The organism is Candidatus Avelusimicrobium sp. (genome assembly GCF_051874775.1).
GTDB lineage: Bacteria > Elusimicrobiota > Elusimicrobia > Elusimicrobiales > Elusimicrobiaceae > Avelusimicrobium.
Genome location: NZ_JBJEGE010000027.1, coordinates 1 through 17236, shown reverse-complemented (window position 1 = coordinate 17236; position 17236 = coordinate 1). Strand labels below are relative to the sequence as shown.

The following is a 17236-nucleotide window of genomic DNA, read 5'->3' as shown; positions in this document are numbered from 1 at the left end:
TTATTATGACTAAATTACACATTGCAAGCATTGCTTATGAATTGCCGGATCGGTATGTCTTGTCTAATGAACTTGACGAAAAATGTCAAACCCCTATTGGATATGCCGAAGAACATATTGGTATCAAGTCACGCTATTATTTTGATAAGAAAACAGTGCTGGCAGGTGGTGCGGCAGCAGCTCAAAAGGCCGTGGAGCAGGCCGGACTGACGTGGGCAGATATTGATTGCATGGTGGCGGCGTCCGCTACCAAATGGCAACCAATACCGTGTATGGCGGCGTGCATAAAAAAAGAATTGGGCCTTAATGATTTATCTTTCCCTTGCTTTGATATAGACAGCACCTGTTTAAGTTTCATGGTAGCACTAGATAGTTTATCGTGGCTGGTGCAAGGCGGCAAATATAAAAACGTGTTGATTGTAAGCGCCGAGCAACCTTCCGGCGTACTTAATTGGCAACAACCCAAAAGTGCCTGCTTGTTTGGAGATATGGCGGTAGCAGCTGTCATCGGGCAAAGCGCGCAAGCAAAAAAAGTACTTTTTTCTTCGTTTTCCACCCATGCCAAAGGGGCTGATTTTGCCCGTATTAAGGGTGGGCAACTGGCAAAATTATCTACTTATTATACTCCGGAAAACAAAGCCGATTATTTATTTGATATGAACGGAAGAAGTATTTATAAAGCAACTGCACAGGTGCTTCCTGATATCTTTGCACATGCTTTTAAGGAAACCGGACTTTGTTGGGATGATATTGCCATGGTAATTCCACACCAGGCCAGTCCGCTTGCCATGACGCTTATGTGCAAAAAATTAGGGATTCCTTTGGAAAAAATGATGTTTACGATACAAGATTATGGCAATAATGTGGCGGCATCCATTCCGTTTGCATTTGCTAAAGCCACTGAGCAGGGTAAAATCAAACGAGGCGACAAAGTAATGCTGCTAGGCACGTCAGCGGGTTTATCTATTGGGGTGATGCTTCTTGAGTACTAAAGTGCTATTTACAGGGGCGCGGGCACCTATTGTAGCGTACATGGCTCGCTTGCTTGGGCAAGTGGGATATGAAGTGTACGCTGCAGACAGTACGTACGCAAGTGTATGTCTAATGAGTCGTTTTGTGCATAAATTTATTAAACTTCCCCAACCGAAAAGTCCCAATTACAAAGATGCGTTGTGTAAAATAGTACAAAAGTATCGGATTGACTATGTAATTCCCACCTGTGAAGAAATTTTTTACCTTGCTCAATTCCGGCAAGAATTATCCCAACATGCTCGCGTATTTTGCGAGGAAGCCCCAAAACTAATTTCGTTACATGACAAATGGAGTTTTTATAATTATTTATGTAAGGTTGGTTTAAGAACACCTGCTACCAAACTAGCAGATCAAGCAGACGAAGCGTGGGAAGAACCGCATATCATTAAACCGCGCTTTTCCCGTTTTGCTAGTAAGGTAAAATGTGAAACGAAATTGCCCAAGACAATGACAGATGACCATCATATTGTGCAAGAGTTTATCAACGGAAAACAAATTTGTTCGTATGCTTTTTGCAAAGAGGGGAAAGTACTTGCCCAATGTGTGTATGAGCCGGTTCTAGCGGCTGGCAAAGGAGCCGGGATTTTGCTTAAGCGTATCTCCCATCCGCAAGCGGAAGAAATAACAGCGCGTATTAGCCAAGATTTTTGTTTTACAGGGCAAATTGCCTTTGATTTTATAGAAAAGGATAACAATGAATTATATGTTATAGAGTGTAACCCGCGTTCGACGAATGGACTTGGTTTTTTAGGCGCTGATTTTGTGCGGTTGTTATCTAATGAAAGAACAGTTAAAAAGGATAACCCTTCTGTGCTGATTTCCCACTTGGCGGTTTGGTGTTATGGGGTACTACAACCTCTTAAAACCCTGCAAGCCCACAGATTGTGTGTTGGAGCGGTTGATTTTGTATCGTTTAAACAAGACCCCCTTGCGTGGCTAGCGCAAATTCCGATAGTGATTTGGTGGTTATTCAAAGGACTTTGGTATGGCGGGCCGACGGCGGCTAGCACCGTAGATATTGAGTTTAACGGAGCCAATTTTTATGAAAATACTTGTAACAGGGGCAACCGGTTTTTTGGGTAAACGGACTTGTGAAATATTGGCAAGCCAAGGTCATCAAGTGGTGGGGATTGGTCGCAATCGCGCTAAATCGCCCAGCGGAATTAAATTTATTCAGGCCGATTTAACTCGTCTCTTACCGCCGGAAGCATGGCAAGGAGTAGACGCTGTTGTCCACTGTGCGGCAAAAAGTTCCGTATGGGGTAAGTATGATGATTTTTATCAAAACAATGTAGTGGCTACCCGGTTATTAGCCGAGCAAGCTTTGCAACAAGGGGTTAAACGCTTTGTGCATATTTCATCTACCAGTGTATATTTTGACTCTAAAAATCACCAACAAATTACCGAGGATATGCCACTGCCCACACATAAGGCTAACCATTATGCCGAAACTAAATTTTTGGCAGAACAAGAGGTATTAAAATTTGTCCGTAAAGGGTTACCATGTATTATTTTACGTCCGCGTGCTATATTTGGGGTGGGAGACAGCGCTTTATTGCCGCGCCTTTTAAAAGTGAATAATGAAAAATTTTTCCCGGAATTTACCGATAATGGCGGTCCGCTAACCGATATAACGTACGTTGATAACGTGGTAGAAGCCATTATATGTGCGTTGCAAGCTCCAACATCTTGTTACGGGAAAATTTATAATATTACCAACGGGGAAAGTATTTTAATCCAGCAAACAGTTAAACAGTTAGTAGAAAATTTAGGATATACCTATCATGGGAAACGGATCCCGTTTGCTTTAGCCAAAATGTATGCTTATTTTTTAGAAAAATGGCATCAGTTATTTTGCCCTAAAACAGAGCCGCCTTTTACCACGTATAGCATAGGACTCATTGCCAAAAGCCAAACATTTTGTATTGATAAAGCACGCCGGGAACTGGGTTATCAGCCGAAAGTAACTATTACACAGGGGCTATCGTATGTCACGCAACGTTGGAAACATTAAAATATTATCTTGCGGATATTGCACGCAACTGGAAAGAGTTGCTTCCAAACAAGGGCGTTGGAAATGGTTGCATTTCCAGGCACGTTGTTTTTTAGTACCTTTGCAAGAGGGATATTTATTGTTTGACAGTGGTTATAGTGCCGACGTAGGCCGTATTATGCAATCATGGCCGGCTTTGTTGTATAAAACACTTATTCCGGTAACAATACCCTTCAGTCAAACTGCAGTTGCACAACTAAGTGAGCTGGGGATATCCAAGGATGATATAAAATATATTTTTATTTCCCACTTCCACGCAGACCATATTGGGGGCTTGCGTGATTTCCCGAAGGCCCGGTTTATTTGTTCGCAGGAGGGATACCAAGCACTTAAAAAACTTTCAAAATTCCGTCAGGTTTGCAAAGGATTTGTGAGCAAGTTCTTGCCGGATGATTTTGAACAGCGTGTGGTATTTGTAAGTACAAGTAATGCCCAAAAATTAAACAATTTAACAGTATATCCTTTGGCAGATTTGCCCAATCTGTATGCGGTAGAACTTCCCGGCCATGCCAAGGGACAGTTGGGATTATGGCTTAAAAACGAGAATATTTTACTGGCCGCCGATGCAGCATGGCGGCAAACTAATTTAAAACTCGGGGCAGAGCCGTCATCTATCGCTTTACTGTTTAGTGAAGATAAAATATGTTATTTACAAACCCTTTCTGCTTTAGCCAATTGGCCAGAAGTACAAATTTTATTCACGCACGAGGAAGAATAATGTTTTATAAATTTTTAACATTCTTTTACTATCTGCGGGCCAAATACGGATTGCGATTTTCTTCCCGTGCTCAGTTGGAGCGATACCAACAAAAGCAACTCAAACGTATTTTACGGTATATGAAAAATCATAGTCCCTTTTATCACACTAAAAATCTTTCCGATAAAGATTTATCTTCCTGGCCTTGTATGGATAAACGTGTTTTGATGACTCATTTTGACGAGCTTAATACGGCCAATATTCCTCTCGAGCAAGCACAGCATGTCGCCCGACAGGCCGAAACGACGCGTGATTTTACTCCCAAAATAGGCAAATATAGTGTAGGGCTTTCTTCAGGCACTTCCGGGATACGAGGCGTGTTTTTAATTAGCCCGCGGGAGCAAGTCCAGTGGAGTGGAACCATTTTGGCTAAAATGTTGCCCCACTCTATTTTTTGTAAACAGAAGATTGCATTTTTCTTGCGCGCCGATAATAATTTATATGAAAGTGTAAAGAGCCGTATTATACAGTTCAAATTTTTTGATTTGAAAAAACCGTTTGAACAACACATTTCTACTTTGCAAATTTTTCGGCCCGATATTTTGGTTGCACCACCTATGGTACTGTATCTATTGGCCCAAGCACAAGAGCAAGGGAAATTACATATTTCACCGATAAAAATTATTTCGGTGGCAGATGTACTGTATGATGATGTAAAACAATATATAAGCCGTATTTTTAAGCAAAAAATACACCAAATTTATCAAGCTACCGAAGGCCTTATCGCTTGTACTTGTGCGCACGGACATTTGCACTTAAACGAAGAGTTAATGCTTGTTCAGCAAAAATGTTTAGATAAAAATTCGGGCCGTTTTATACCGATATTAACCGATTTTAACCGGACTACACAACCGATTATTCGCTATGAACTCAATGATATGTTGACGTTAAGTTCCAAACCTTGCCCTTGTGGCAACCCTTCGTTGGTAATTGAGCGCATAGAAGGGCGGTGTGATGATGTGCTATATGCTCCGGGAAACCCATTGCGTCCGGTGTTTCCGGATTTTATTGTACGGCTTGTACTTCAATATTTGCCGTTTGTGGGTAATTTCCAATTTCGGCAAATTTCACTAACAAATGCGCAGTTGGCTTTGCCGGTTGATGTCAAATGCCCGCCCGAATTACTTACGCAACTAAAACAGATTTTGCCTATACAGATTGACGTGGCGGAGTACAGGCCCGCTACGAATTTAACTCGCAAACAAAAGCGGGTTGTGCGGGAGTTTTCGGTATGATACGTTTTATTAATCCGCAACAATATGCTACTTATACGCCTCCGGCTAATCCTCAGGCGCATGCGGTTTATCAGTATGTAGAACCTTTTATAGAAAAGGGTAGCCGTGCTTTAATCAGTAACGTAGATACGGAGGTATGGCTTGCTCAAATTGATGATATTTTATTACCGGTAACCAAAAACATAGCCCAGTATGAAAATTCCTATGTGTGTTCGTTGTATACGCATTATATTTCGTATTGCAAAGAAGAGATGAATATCGTTGGGATAGGGGGAGTCAAATATTTATTTGCGCCGCTGTTAGGGCTGTTGGGCTGGATGGCAAAACGAGCTCAAATGAACAAAGTAGTTATTCTAAATAATTTTATGCTTTCCACCAATTTGTATGTGCCCATATCTAAGATGCAATATCAAGAGTTGGTGTGGGCAGCTCAAAAACAATTTCCGGGATTTTTAATTGCTTTTCGCTCGATCAACGAGGATTATAACGCTACTGCACTGGCTGATCTAATTTCTTTAGGTGGTCACAAAATTGCCTCCCGTCGTGTTTACTTATTAAAATCCGAAAATATCCGTTCTTGCGCCAAAAAATTATTGCGCAAAGATGAAAACACAAAACAAGCAAAAAACTACTGCTGGGCCAACGCATCACTAGCGGATGTGCCGGATATAAATCAATTTTACGAAGCATTATATTTGAAGAAATATTCTCGTCTTAATCCACAATTTACCCAGTTATTTTATCGTCATATTTTGCAAAATGCATTATTTCGGGTACGGATGCTAAGACAAGGGGCCAAAAACAGAGGAGTGTGTGGGCTGTTTGTGCATGGAGGCGGAGCAACGGCTCCTATTTTTGGGTACGCATCTAACAGTACAACGCAAGATGCCTTGTATCGTGTTTTATCTTTGTGGGGATGGGAGATGATCCAAGATAAGGAACCGCTCAATATCAATTTTTCGTCCGGTGTATCTCTTTTTAAACGAGCACGCGGCGCAGTAGGACGCACGGAATATACTGTGCTATTTTATAACCATTTATCTATTGGTAGAAGATGGTTTTGGAAATGGTTCACCGGGTTTATAAACCGGGTTGCTTTGCCCATTATGATTTGGAAGAGGTATTAAATGATTTAATTAAATAACTTGACTTCTGGGCCTAGAAGAAGCGTGAATGTGTATAGGAGAGAAATATGACCGATTACACACAATTAACCGTACGGGAGTTACAGCTCAAATGGGCTGAAATCATAGGCCGGCCCATACCGCCAATCGGGCGTAGTTTAATTATTAAATACCTGTTATGGTATGAACAAGCCAAGCGTGAGAAAATCTCCCCACTTGGCTTTTTTCATGAAGTGGTTCGAGCCGCCAAGGGAGCAGATAAACGCCCCAAAGCCACTCTTGAAATAGGCTCAAAACTAATCCGGTCCTATCAAGGGCTTAAATACGAAGTAGAAATCGTTGCCAATGGGTATCTATATGAAAACACACTCTATAAAAGCCTATCCGGGGTCGCCAAAGCTATCACAGGTAAGAGTTGGAACGGTAAAGTATTTTTTGGGGTGAAAATCAAAAACTAAAATACGGAGTGTGTAGTTTGGGTAGCAAGGTGCTTATTCTTTTGCTCCGGCAGATTTTAAAAGATTGGCAATTGCAGTATAATCTTGTAAATTGTATTCTTTAGCAATGTCAAGAGCAGTACAATCTTTTAAGTTTATATCTCCGTTGTGCCCTTTTAAATTTACATCAGCTCCGGCGTTTACCAATAATTGAATTAGCGCGATGTTTCTATTTTTTACAGCCCACATTAATGGGGTTAATCGGTAAATATCATCTACATTGGCCATGCCGGCTACAAAAGTTTTGGCATACCAGTATGCATTTATATCCGCTCCTTCTGAAATTAACCATTGTGCCTTTTCAATAAAATTTTCCTTACATGCTGTTGCCAGTGCAGGATATTTCCATTCACGGTGACACACTTGAAAAGATTCTTCCCCCTGTTCTGCTACATTGATATCTATACCACTATCTTTAAGCAATTTGGCAATTTCGACGGATGGAGTATGTACAAACGATTTAATAAGTAAAGGTTTATCTATTTCTTCCATATTATCTCGAACAAAACCCACATCTCCTTGCTGAATAGCTTTCGGAAAATATTTTTTTAAATGTCTTTTCTTATAGTTCGGTATCCACTCAACCGTATATGGAGCAAGGTCATAAACCGTGCGTCCTTGTGCATCTTTATAATTTTCATCTGCTCCAGCTTGTAATAAAAGATCCATTACTATGAAATCCTGTCTTTTTGCTGCGCACATAAGGGGAGATTCGTCGTCTTGTTCTATCCCATTATTTATCACTTTAATAGGCAGGTCAACAATTGCACCGCCATCTTTCAATAACCATTTTATTTTTTGTAAATTATGATTTTCACATGCTTTATATAGAGCCGTTAATTTAATTGCATTATCTGTTTCCCAAACGTAGGTATTAACGTTAATTTTATGATAAAAATTAAGTATCAAATATCTAGCAATTGTAATAGAGAGAGTATAAACAAGGGCGAGTTGCAATGTTTCTTCATTCATTTTACTCGCTTGTTCTTTTACATAGTCAAAATTTTCCGTTTGTGCGGCTTGCAAAAATTGTTCTTCTTGTGGTGTCATTTTGGGGGGACCTACTACTAAAAGCTGTTCCTATTTCTATTATAGATTTTTTTATTGATAATTACACTGGCACCACTTCCTATCCATCCTTGTCAGCATAAAAATAAAAGATTTGCCTCACTTCGCAAAAACTTGCCAAAATTCTCATGCTGAAAGTCGTGCATAAAAAAATCCCCGTCGGGAGTTAATCCTAACGGGGATTTATGCTAATAATCAAAAACTAAAATACGGTGCTTTTAGTTTCCCTAGCACAATGCTGAATGTTTTTTACCAAACAGGCTGAAAACAGGCAGAAATTAATAGCTTTTTCTTTCCAAAGCGGCAATAAAGCGGCTAAAAGGGCCACTTTTTTGTTTTTCCAAAGTGGGGACAAAGCGGCGAGAATTGATACTTTGCAAAGCGACGATAAAGCGAGGAAAAATATTTTCAAACAGGCGAGAATTAGCAACTTTATTCCATGCTAAACAGGGAAAATACAGGGAAATTATAGAAATACACTTATACTTTAAGTGTTTTTTATAAATCTGCCCAATACAAATACCCCAAAATCCCTAAAACGTGAACAGGGAACGAGCAGGGAAAATCCTTATTTTTTAAGCGAATTATTTAACTTATACTTTCGGGCCTTTTGGACGGGTCTGCTATCACTACAAATCCTTGCCGTACCCATTTTGGAGTAACTGCCTAGCCGTCCGGCTTGCAAAGTGAAATAATCCTTCCACCTCTTTGTCCGCAATAAATTCGTTCATAAGTAAGTTTTGTGTTTCTAAAACTGATAGTGCGATTTACGCGCTTATTTACGCCTACAACGCGCCCTGTGGGTACTTGCGTACTAATACCGTTATTATAATCTTTTTCGGCCTGTGTAAGGAAGATTTTAATGCCTAATTTCTGTAATGCCTGTCTTCCTGCTTGGATGATACCGCCACTAACTACATAATCATTCGTAAGCGCAGATAATTTGGCCTTAGCATACGCCCCTTTCCCAATACGGATAAGCACTTTATCGGCTACTAATTTACGCAAGGCACGCAAAATTTGGTCGTTATCGGTACAATAGGTATAAAAGTCGGCCAGTACGAACGCGGTATCTTTAGAGCGTTGTACTTTCTTATAGATTTTTAAGATTAAACTCTTTCTTCTGTACATACATTTATCCTAAAATGCAAAAACACGACACTTATACTATACAAATAGTATAGATATTACAGGAATAAATGGCAATCATAAAAAGAAATCGTAGTCGTTTTTATACTGCGACGGGATGCTGTCGTGCGGGTTTATTATCCTATATATGCAGTACAAATTATGTATAGGAGAAATATATGCCGGAAACAAAATATGAATGCAATAAATGTCATCAGGTTTTTGTGTTTGCAAACCCGACATTGAACACAAAATGTCCCTCTTGCGGGGGCTTTTTAAGCCGTAAGTATTAACCTCTTGGCCCAGTAACCCCAGTCATCACGGTGGCTGGGGTGAGGATTTCTTATGTGGAATTATATTGAAAAAGTAGACTGGTGCAAGGTGTATCATCATTTTTTAGGGATGAAACATAAGGCCTTGGAATTGCAGGTATCCTACTTTGGTTGCGATGCCTTTGATATATCCTATTCTTGGCGCCGATGGCAGGACCATGCCGGCCTCAGTTTGGAAATTACGCTTTTGGGTGTACGTTGTGCCATGTCTCTTTATGATTACCGCCACTGGAACTCGGTCGAAAACCGTTTTTATTTTTCAGATGAGCCGGAGCCGTCTGGTATCGGCGTTAACGGTTATGTGGAAGAACAGTATTTTGAAGCGCTTAAAAGGTGCGCGCAAAAGCATTGTTTGGATGAGGATTATTTGCACCGTTGTGAGGCTGCTTTTGTGGAACACCAAATAGAGAGTGCCCGACAACAAGCCTTGTATGCCCAATGGGAGCAGGATGACAAAAAGCCCTTTCAACCCAAACACCCGATAAACTGGGCTAATGTAAAATATGCCAAACAAGGGAAAAAGTATAAGAAATACGCCGTTCAGTGCTTATCCAATGGCGACATAGAAATAACGGAGTTCCGCACAAAATACAGGCTTCCCGTAAAAGATGTTGCCGGCTTGTTTGATTTGTATGATAACAAAGGCCGTTTAGTGAGCCAAGCAAAGGAATACAGAGAGGACGAATATGAAATTTGAATCTATTAGGGGAAAATTTAAGCATTTTTACAATCTTATTCATACTTGCGGTGGCCCGCAGGGGATGATTGATAAGGGAATCCCTTGGGAAAAAGTGGCGTGGGGCAGCACATTTAACAATAACGGTATTTATTTTGAAATTTACTCTAAAACAGATGAAAAAGGCGAATTGCATTTGTTTGCCAAAAACGGCGATGAACTCATAGAGTGTACCAAGCGGGATTTGGCCTACTCGTGCGATTTGTACGACAAAGACGGCAAACTCCTTAGCATTATGTTTTGGGCTCTTTGATGTGCTATCATAAATTTAAGAGGCCTTTATGAACTTATCCAAATCCCAATATACCAAATACCGCAGTTGCGTGCGGCACCTGTGGCTGTACCGCAATAAAAAAGAGGTTTTGACTCCGCCCGACAAAGCCCTGCAAAAGATTTTTGACCGTGGACATTTAATCGGCGAACTAGCCTGGAAACGTTTCTCCGGTGGGGTTCTGGTGAAAAACGGCTGGCAAAATCCGCAAGCCGCTCTAAAACGCACGCAAGAACTGATGGCACAAGGGGTTCCCGCCATTTACGAGGCCGCTTTTTCCTATAACGGTATTTTAGTATTTGTGGATATTTTGGAGAAAACTGCTACCGGTTGGAACTTGGTGGAAGTAAAAAGCAGCGGGCGCAAAATAGACCCTATTTATATAGATGATATTTCTTTCCAACGCTATGTGTTATCTCATTGTGGGGTAATTCCGGAGCATTGTTATTTAATGCACCTCAATAGCGACTATTTTATGGAAACGGATATGCCGGATTTGGGAAAACTTTTCTTGTTAACGCCCATGGATAGAGAGTTGTTCCCGAATGAATTTATAGAAGAGAATTTGGAAACTATCCAAAAAATATTGGCTGGGCCGGAGCCGGAAGTGGAGTTGGATAAGACCCGTTGCAAAGAGTGTGAAGGGCGGGCCTATTGTTGGCGGGATATTCCGCAAGATTCTGTTTTTGATATTATGAAAAGCCAGAAAGCGCGGGAATATATGGCCTTGGGTATGATAAAAATAACCGATTTGCCACCAAACAGTTTTAAAAATGACAAAATAAACCATTGGATAGAGGTTCTGCGCTCGGACGCGCCCTATATCAACCGCGCGGCGGTGGCCTCTTGGCTTAATAAACTAAATTATCCCTTGTATTATTTGGACTTTGAAACCACCCAGCCCGCCGTACCGCTGTGGAAATACTCGCGGCCCTATCAGCAAATACCGTTCCAGTTTTCCTTGCACGTTCAGCGCAAGCCAAACGGAGAGTTTGAGCATTATGAATACCTTTCCACGGGTAAACAGGACCCGCGTATCGGGTGTGTGGCGGCGCTACTTAAATATATTGGCAAAAGTGGCACAATTCTAGCCCACAATGCGGCCTTTGAAAAGGAGCGAATAAAGGAAATGGCGCGCGATTTGCCTATGCCGGAGAAGGATGCACAACGGCTTTTGGATATGGAGTCTCTCTTTATGGATACGGGAGACCCGTTTAAGGCGGATTATTTACACCCTAAAATGCACGGCAGTTGGTCAATCAAAAAGGTTTTGCCCGCGTTGGTGCCGGATATGACCTACGAAGGCATGGCGGTTGCCAACGGTGGCGACGCTATGGACGCTTTTGACGTATTATACTCCCAATCCTTGCCGCACGAGGAACTGGAAGAGTTACGCAAAAACCTGCTTAAATATTGCAAGCAAGACACTTGGTCTATGGTCAAATTGGTGGATGCATTGAGGAACAGCGTGCAAGGATATTAAAATTATGAAAAAAATTTTATTATCCTTTATCATAGGAGGAATAACCGGTGGTGTTTCCTCTCATTATATGATTAAAGAATCCGAAGGGGGATTCCTTTTGTCAATTATTGTTGGACTTATTACAATACTAAATATACCTACCGAGAGATCCATAGATTATGTTGTGTTTAAGATAGCAGTATTACTGTCTGCTTTCGTGGGTTTCCTTTCGGTCGGAATGATTACTTGGTATTGCAAGTAGAATTGTAGAGAAAAAGTTTGAGTTGGGTTAAAAGGAAGAACTATTTATGGTGTTAAAAATAGAACAACAAATTTCTAAACTATCTAAAAGCGAAACTCTATTTTTGTTAAACAGTTTTTTAAAAATATATAACTCTTCCGAGGCTACCGAATCTGTTAAGCAAAAAATTAAAGAATTAAGTAAGAAAATACTATATACCGCTTCGGAAACGCGCAGCGCGGACTATATTTCTACCGCAGCAAAAAAGGTTTGGAGTAAAGGTGTCAAAAATCTAGGGCTTGCACCAGAAGATCTGTGTAAATTGACCGTCTGGCAACAACGATATCATAAGAAGAAAGAATATCCATTTTTAAAGGATTTATTTTTAGAACATTGTAATCCGCTAAATAATTTGGCTACACGTATTTTTGATAATAAAGAAGATATTGAAACCATACTAAAAGAAGAATTATTAACGGCTTGGATAACCACAGAAGAAAATAAAAAATTAAATATGAAATATAGGGATGGCCGCCCTAATGGTTGGAAAGTTTGCTACGAGGAAAATAATATTCAAGTAGAACAAAACCTGATGCCGGACTATAAATAACCCCTTAAAAAGCCCCTTGTTATTATAGCAAGGGGCTTTTAGCATAGTTTGCTTTGCAAGTGTTATTTTATGTTTGTTTTCTGTTCTTGTTCCTTTGTTTTGCTTAAAATATAGTCGCGTTTAAATTGGTGGACTTTATTTTGCGGGTTTAGTTCAACGGCCTTATTAATGTGGCGCAAAGCCAACTCCCATTGGCCCATATTGGCGTAAATACCCGCTAAAAAGGCGTAGCCCTCATCAGGGGCGGGGTTAATTTTTTCAAACACTTGCAGGGCCTTATCCACTTCGTGGTTTTCGCCTAACAAAAAGGCTAAATACCACCCCAATGTTTCTCCATAGCCGCCAATGGCTTTAATTCCGTTATGTAGCGTTTCAATGGCCGCGGGCAACTTGTCCATTTCGTAATAAGTAAAGGCCATTTCTCCATACGCCCACTCATCTTTGGAGTCTTCTTTGAGGGCGTTCTGTAATTGCTTTAATGCGTTAGGATAGTCTCGCCCAATGCGGTATGTGTGCGCAAGGTTGTGGCGCATTTCTTTCAGTTGCAACTTTTTGTAGCCATATTCGCCATTTTCTTGGGCGGCTGCTAACATATACCGCATAGTCATTGCTTCTTCAAACCGCACTGCGGGAGTTTGGGTGTCGCTTAGACCTTGTAAATACAAACTAAAAAAATGGCGCTCATCGGGTGTTTTGTTTTGGTAGTGTTCTTTGGCGTTTTTAGCAGTTTTGTCCTGTTGAGCCTTTTGATCTTTGGAAAAATTATAAACCTCTTGCTGTACCGGGGAAAGCAAATCAAAGGCTTTATCGTTAAATTTAGCCAAAGACAGCATTGTCTTATAAAACTCGTCCGCGTTTTGTGGAGTTACCTGAAATTTACCCAAATGAAAGGGATTAGTTAAACGATAATTTCCATTGGTGTTAACAGGTTTATAGATAGGGAACCCTGCCTCTTCCAGCACTTTCAAATCCCGCTGAATGGTGCGTTTGTTTACATTGCAATCCCGCGCGGCATCGTCCAAGTTTAGCACGCCGGAATCTAGCAGCAGCATTAAACGCACTAGGCGGCAGATACGCTGGTCTTTTTCCGGTTTACCGGATTTATTTGCCTTTTTCGGCAGTTTTGAAAAATCTTTTTTTGTCTTCATAAATAATCCCCTTGAATAAGTGCTTAACCTTTCTTTTATTATAGTTTATTCCTTTGCTATGACAGCATATTGTCGTACCATAAAGAATTTAATGCCTGACAATATGCTGTCGCTAGACCTTGGTATTCTGTAAATGGGAGGAATATATGAATTTAGTAAATGCGGTGGAAACGGGGAGTATCCGACAAGTAAAAAAATGTTTGGCTAATGGCGCAGATGTAAATAAGCCCAATAAGTACGGGGAAACCCCTTTGGAACGGGCCTACGGTAATAACGACGGGAAATTAGTTCGTTTTTTATTAAAAAGCGGGGCAAAAATTGTAGGGCCCTGGCTTGGCGGGCTTATCATTCTGAACCGAAATGCTGCTATTTTAAAACAATTACTGAAAGCCGGATTAGACCCAAACGGAGACTATATTTCGGAGCAAACCCTGCTGACTGCCGCTATACGGAGAGGCTGTACGTGCATAGTATCGTGCTTGCTAGATGCGGGAGCAAACCCCAATATGCACGAGCCGGGCGAGTTGGGAGGAACGCCCATAATGTTTGCCGCTTATTATAACCGCGTGTATATACTGGAAAAATTATTTGCTTATGGGGCGGATGTAAATATGGTGGACTATGTGGGGTTTAATGCCTTGTTTTATGCGCGTATGGGCTATGGCACAATACCTGTGTGTCGGTGGCTCGTGGAACACGGGATAAATGTGAATCAACGCGGCAAAAATGGCGTGTCCGTTTTGACGCTGTTTGGCGACCCGCGCCAATCGGGCCGCAAACTAACTAATGTGGAAAAATACCTTATTACTCACGGAGCCACTTATTAAGATGTTATTTGAGGATTATAAATGGATAACTTTAATCATATTGTTGCTTGGATACCCCATACTGGGATGTTTCTGCCAAATGTGGACAAAAGTCCAAAATTTGCCACCCTGCAAGAAAATGCCCTGCTTTTAGCGGATGAACAGGTTGATACTCTTTATCCTTTTCTTCCCAATAAAATCACGAGTGATTATTCCCGCTTTGTGGTAGATTTAGAACGCTACTTGGACGCTTCCAAGGAAGAAATGGCACGGCGAGGTATGGGGTGTTTGTATAACCGCTTGATAGACGGAACGCCCTTTGATAGGGCGGTGTTTGGGGAAAGTGCGTATTATACCCAGTACTATAAACATAAGCATTTACAATTAAAGCAGGCTATTGAAAAGATTGGCGACGGGGCGGTTCTGCTTGATTTGCACAGTTTTAATCCGCTCCCTCTTGCGTGTGATATAGATACAAGACCGGACCGACCGGATATATGCTTGGGATTTAATAATGGCCCGACTAAACCAGATGATACTATTTTGCACCACTTGAAGAATACTTTTGAAGAAAGAGGGTTCAAGGTAGCATTTAACGCCCCTTTTACTGGGACGATGACCGCTGATACCCCGACCAAATATAAGTCTTTAATGATAGAAATCAATAAAAAGTGCTACTTGGGAGAGCATATTCAACCACAAGATATAGCGCGTTTGGTACACATCTTGCGTAGGGCAATTTCGTTTTTGTAAAAATACCACGCTTCCCGATGTGGTTATGCATGAGAACCGTACTGCTGGTTATATGGCGACATAGTGCTGTCGTAATAGTTTATTATCCTATAAGTAATCTAACAAGAAAGGAGCCTAAATCTAGTTTCTTGCAGGATCGTTCCGCCGCCACACGCTCGTGGAATGCTTACTGGGATGGAGTTGCACCCATATTCGTTTAGTGCCGTTAAAGAAATGTTGGAAACAGAACAGAAACTTAAACACAATGCTTATGGAAACGGCATTGGGTTTCGGGCAAATTAAAGGAGAAAACAGATGATAACTATGCAGGAATTAACGCAATATTTTAAACCTATTTTAAACAGGACGATAGACACTAAAGAACCTACTGAAAACGGTATTAAAATACCTTATAAAAATATAGCCAAAGTTTGTATTGAATTCGCTCCGGGGGAAAGTTATAGTTTCTTTGGAAGTGCAAAGGAGTGCGCTCTATCTCTGTGGCGAAATAATTTAATGTGGCAACTTGCCAAAAAGGGTGTTCCTATCCATGTTTTAAGTGGCGGGCAAGAATTTCATAAAGATTTTTATGATTTACTATGCTTGGAAACAGAAGTTCCTAGGTGGCACTTAGAAAATGGTAGGCTGCAAGCAAAAGAATATCAGGTCCTTTCCGAAGCATTACCGACGGTAGAAAATTATCCGATTACTTGGTATACGGACGACAGGGTAGATTCTGCCAATATACCGGCCGTATGTTTCAAGACAATCACTTTGAAAGAATGGCAAACCGGGGAAGCGGGCATTTTGGCACCAGAGGTGCAAAACCAAGGGATGGTATTATTTTTATTTGTAAATCTGCCGGAAGATATGCCTGTAAGTTGGCTTAGCCTTTATACGCGTGATCATATCGTTATGTTAGAAGACCAGAGCACTTATGTGGGATTAGTACAATTTGTTGCAAGAGAGAGTTTTGATTTGCGTGCCCATAGAAAGGACTTATGCATTACGCTAAATAAGACAAATTTCCTAAGCAAAGATTCTTGTTATTTTGATTTTGAGAGAGAAACGGGAAAAATTACCGAACTGGCATAAGAATAGGAAAAAGGGAGAGTTTTACTCTCCCTTTTTGCTACCCTCTTGCGGTACAACTCGGTACCGTTTGCGGGTGCCGTAGGTGCGTAAGAGTTGATAATAGTCCAAGGCGTCGTTGGTGGCGATACGTTCGCGGCAATTATAGCAATAAAACTTAATTACGTGTCTGCCGGAAAGGGGCGAGGCAATACACGAATAGGGCCTAAGTGCTGTTTTTTGACAACGAGGGCAAATGGCTTGGGGAAAGTCATTTTGGGGCGGTTCATAAGATCCTAGCCAACAGATTCCAAGTTGTATAGAGTATCTATCAATATTCTTCCCATCCTTTTCCAAAATGCCAGGGTATAATTCCCCAAAATGATAGGATTTTCTAAATAACGAAAATAGTTTCAAACGCTTTTTATCCTGTTCAATGGTAAGGGCCGCGGATAAATCTTTGGTATAAATAGTTTTACAACGGCTTGTTTCATAATCTCGGCTGGCCATATACCAACTCCAAACTTCAGGAGTAATGTCAGAGCAATCCGAAAAACTGCGTTCCGCAACGAGTGATGTTGAAACAACAACCTGTATATTCTGTTTCGTTAGATATTTTAAAAATAATGCCAATTTATCTTGCTCTGTCTTATTAAGGCTTGTTAATTCTACCCCAGCCAGTAGCACACAAAATAAATTGGGGTGTAAACGGTGGTAACTCATCAATAACTCGTGTGGCCTATTCCTAATAAACTCCAAAATATCATATTCTTGCAAGTATAAGATTTCCCGTTCTGGATATTTTTTACTTAAATTGTGATACAACTGCGCTAAAATCAGCCCTCCACTAATTTCATCTCCATTGAGGATAAAACTGTTATATAGCGGATCTGCGGGATGTGCTATAATGTGTTGTAAACAACGCATTAAGTC

19 protein-coding genes are annotated in these 17236 nt (G+C 40.8%); 15 read left to right on the top strand and 4 right to left on the bottom strand.

The features are described from left to right. Positions 1-5 precede the first annotated feature (5 nt). The 7 genes from ACI351_RS05255 (at position 6) to ACI351_RS05225 (ending at position 6659) form a co-directional block, all read left to right on the top strand. The gene (locus tag ACI351_RS05255) at positions 6-992 is read left to right on the top strand and encodes a 3-oxoacyl-[acyl-carrier-protein] synthase III C-terminal domain-containing protein (RefSeq protein ID WP_439734195.1); all 987 of its coding nucleotides are present in this window, start codon (positions 6-8) and stop codon (positions 990-992) included. Next, positions 982-2115: an ATP-grasp domain-containing protein gene (locus ACI351_RS05250; RefSeq protein WP_439734194.1), complete on the top strand. Its 1134-nt coding sequence runs from the start codon at positions 982-984 to the stop codon at positions 2113-2115. The genes ACI351_RS05255 and ACI351_RS05250 overlap by 11 nt, the downstream gene beginning before the upstream one ends. Next, positions 2075-3046 carry an NAD-dependent epimerase/dehydratase family protein gene (locus ACI351_RS05245; RefSeq protein ID WP_439734193.1) on the top strand — a complete coding sequence of 324 codons (972 nt, stop codon included), beginning with the start codon at positions 2075-2077 and terminating at the stop codon, positions 3044-3046. Before ACI351_RS05250 ends, ACI351_RS05245 begins: the two co-directional genes overlap by 41 nt. After that, entirely contained in the window at positions 3021-3803 is a 783-nt protein-coding gene (locus ACI351_RS05240; protein ID WP_439734192.1) for an MBL fold metallo-hydrolase, read from the top strand. Before ACI351_RS05245 ends, ACI351_RS05240 begins: the two co-directional genes overlap by 26 nt. Continuing rightward, on the top strand, positions 3728-5077 hold the full coding sequence (locus ACI351_RS05235; protein WP_439734191.1) for a F390 synthetase-related protein: 1350 nt from the start codon (positions 3728-3730) through the stop codon (positions 5075-5077). Before ACI351_RS05240 ends, ACI351_RS05235 begins: the two co-directional genes overlap by 76 nt. Beyond that, positions 5074-6204: a hypothetical protein gene (locus ACI351_RS05230; protein ID WP_439734190.1), complete on the top strand. Its 1131-nt coding sequence runs from the start codon at positions 5074-5076 to the stop codon at positions 6202-6204. Before ACI351_RS05235 ends, ACI351_RS05230 begins: the two co-directional genes overlap by 4 nt. A gap of 65 nt (positions 6205-6269) precedes the next feature. After that, positions 6270-6659 carry a DUF2924 domain-containing protein gene (locus ACI351_RS05225; RefSeq protein WP_439734189.1) on the top strand — a complete coding sequence of 130 codons (390 nt, stop codon included), beginning with the start codon at positions 6270-6272 and terminating at the stop codon, positions 6657-6659. A gap of 33 nt (positions 6660-6692) precedes the next feature. Here ACI351_RS05225 and ACI351_RS05220 read toward each other — a convergent pair whose 3' ends face one another. Beyond that, complete coding sequence (locus ACI351_RS05220; RefSeq protein WP_439734188.1) at positions 6693-7748, bottom strand: ankyrin repeat domain-containing protein; 1056 nt, start codon at positions 7746-7748, stop codon at positions 6693-6695. Positions 7749-8432: 684 nt separating this feature from the next. Continuing rightward, a complete protein-coding gene (locus ACI351_RS05215) occupies positions 8433-8897 on the bottom strand; it encodes a DUF6088 family protein (protein WP_439734187.1) in 465 nt (154 codons plus the stop codon). 342 nt (positions 8898-9239) lie between these two features. Here ACI351_RS05215 and ACI351_RS05210 point away from each other — a divergent pair, with 342 nt between their 5' ends. Genes ACI351_RS05210 through ACI351_RS05190 form a run of 5 tightly spaced genes read left to right on the top strand, consistent with a single transcriptional unit; the run spans position 9240 to position 12546 of the window. Continuing rightward, a complete protein-coding gene (locus tag ACI351_RS05210) occupies positions 9240-9923 on the top strand; it encodes a hypothetical protein (protein WP_439734186.1) in 684 nt (227 codons plus the stop codon). Next, positions 9913-10215: a hypothetical protein gene (locus tag ACI351_RS05205; RefSeq protein WP_439734185.1), complete on the top strand. Its 303-nt coding sequence runs from the start codon at positions 9913-9915 to the stop codon at positions 10213-10215. Before ACI351_RS05210 ends, ACI351_RS05205 begins: the two co-directional genes overlap by 11 nt. 28 nt (positions 10216-10243) lie before the next feature. Then, on the top strand, positions 10244-11716 hold the full coding sequence (locus ACI351_RS05200) for a DUF2779 domain-containing protein (RefSeq protein ID WP_439734184.1): 1473 nt from the start codon (positions 10244-10246) through the stop codon (positions 11714-11716). A 4-nt stretch (positions 11717-11720) separates the two neighbouring features. Next, positions 11721-11957: a hypothetical protein gene (locus ACI351_RS05195; protein WP_439734183.1), complete on the top strand. Its 237-nt coding sequence runs from the start codon at positions 11721-11723 to the stop codon at positions 11955-11957. Positions 11958-12003: 46 nt separating this feature from the next. After that, positions 12004-12546: a hypothetical protein gene (locus tag ACI351_RS05190; RefSeq protein WP_439734182.1), complete on the top strand. Its 543-nt coding sequence runs from the start codon at positions 12004-12006 to the stop codon at positions 12544-12546. A 62-nt stretch (positions 12547-12608) separates the two neighbouring features. Here ACI351_RS05190 and ACI351_RS05185 read toward each other — a convergent pair whose 3' ends face one another. Then, the gene (locus ACI351_RS05185; protein ID WP_439734181.1) at positions 12609-13694 is read right to left on the bottom strand and encodes a tetratricopeptide repeat protein; all 1086 of its coding nucleotides are present in this window, start codon (positions 13692-13694) and stop codon (positions 12609-12611) included. Positions 13695-13840: 146 nt separating this feature from the next. Here ACI351_RS05185 and ACI351_RS05180 point away from each other — a divergent pair, with 146 nt between their 5' ends. From ACI351_RS05180 to ACI351_RS05170, 3 genes are all read left to right on the top strand, one after another. Then, entirely contained in the window at positions 13841-14521 is a 681-nt protein-coding gene (locus ACI351_RS05180; RefSeq protein ID WP_439734180.1) for an ankyrin repeat domain-containing protein, read from the top strand. Positions 14522-14542: 21 nt separating this feature from the next. Then, a complete protein-coding gene (locus tag ACI351_RS05175; protein WP_439734179.1) occupies positions 14543-15253 on the top strand; it encodes an N-formylglutamate amidohydrolase in 711 nt (236 codons plus the stop codon). A 294-nt stretch (positions 15254-15547) separates the two neighbouring features. After that, entirely contained in the window at positions 15548-16327 is a 780-nt protein-coding gene (locus ACI351_RS05170) for a hypothetical protein (protein ID WP_439734178.1), read from the top strand. A 21-nt stretch (positions 16328-16348) separates the two neighbouring features. Here ACI351_RS05170 and ACI351_RS05165 read toward each other — a convergent pair. Continuing rightward, positions 16349-17236, bottom strand: an 888-nt coding sequence (locus ACI351_RS05165; RefSeq protein WP_439734177.1) for a hypothetical protein, incomplete at its 5' end; no start/stop codon positions are given.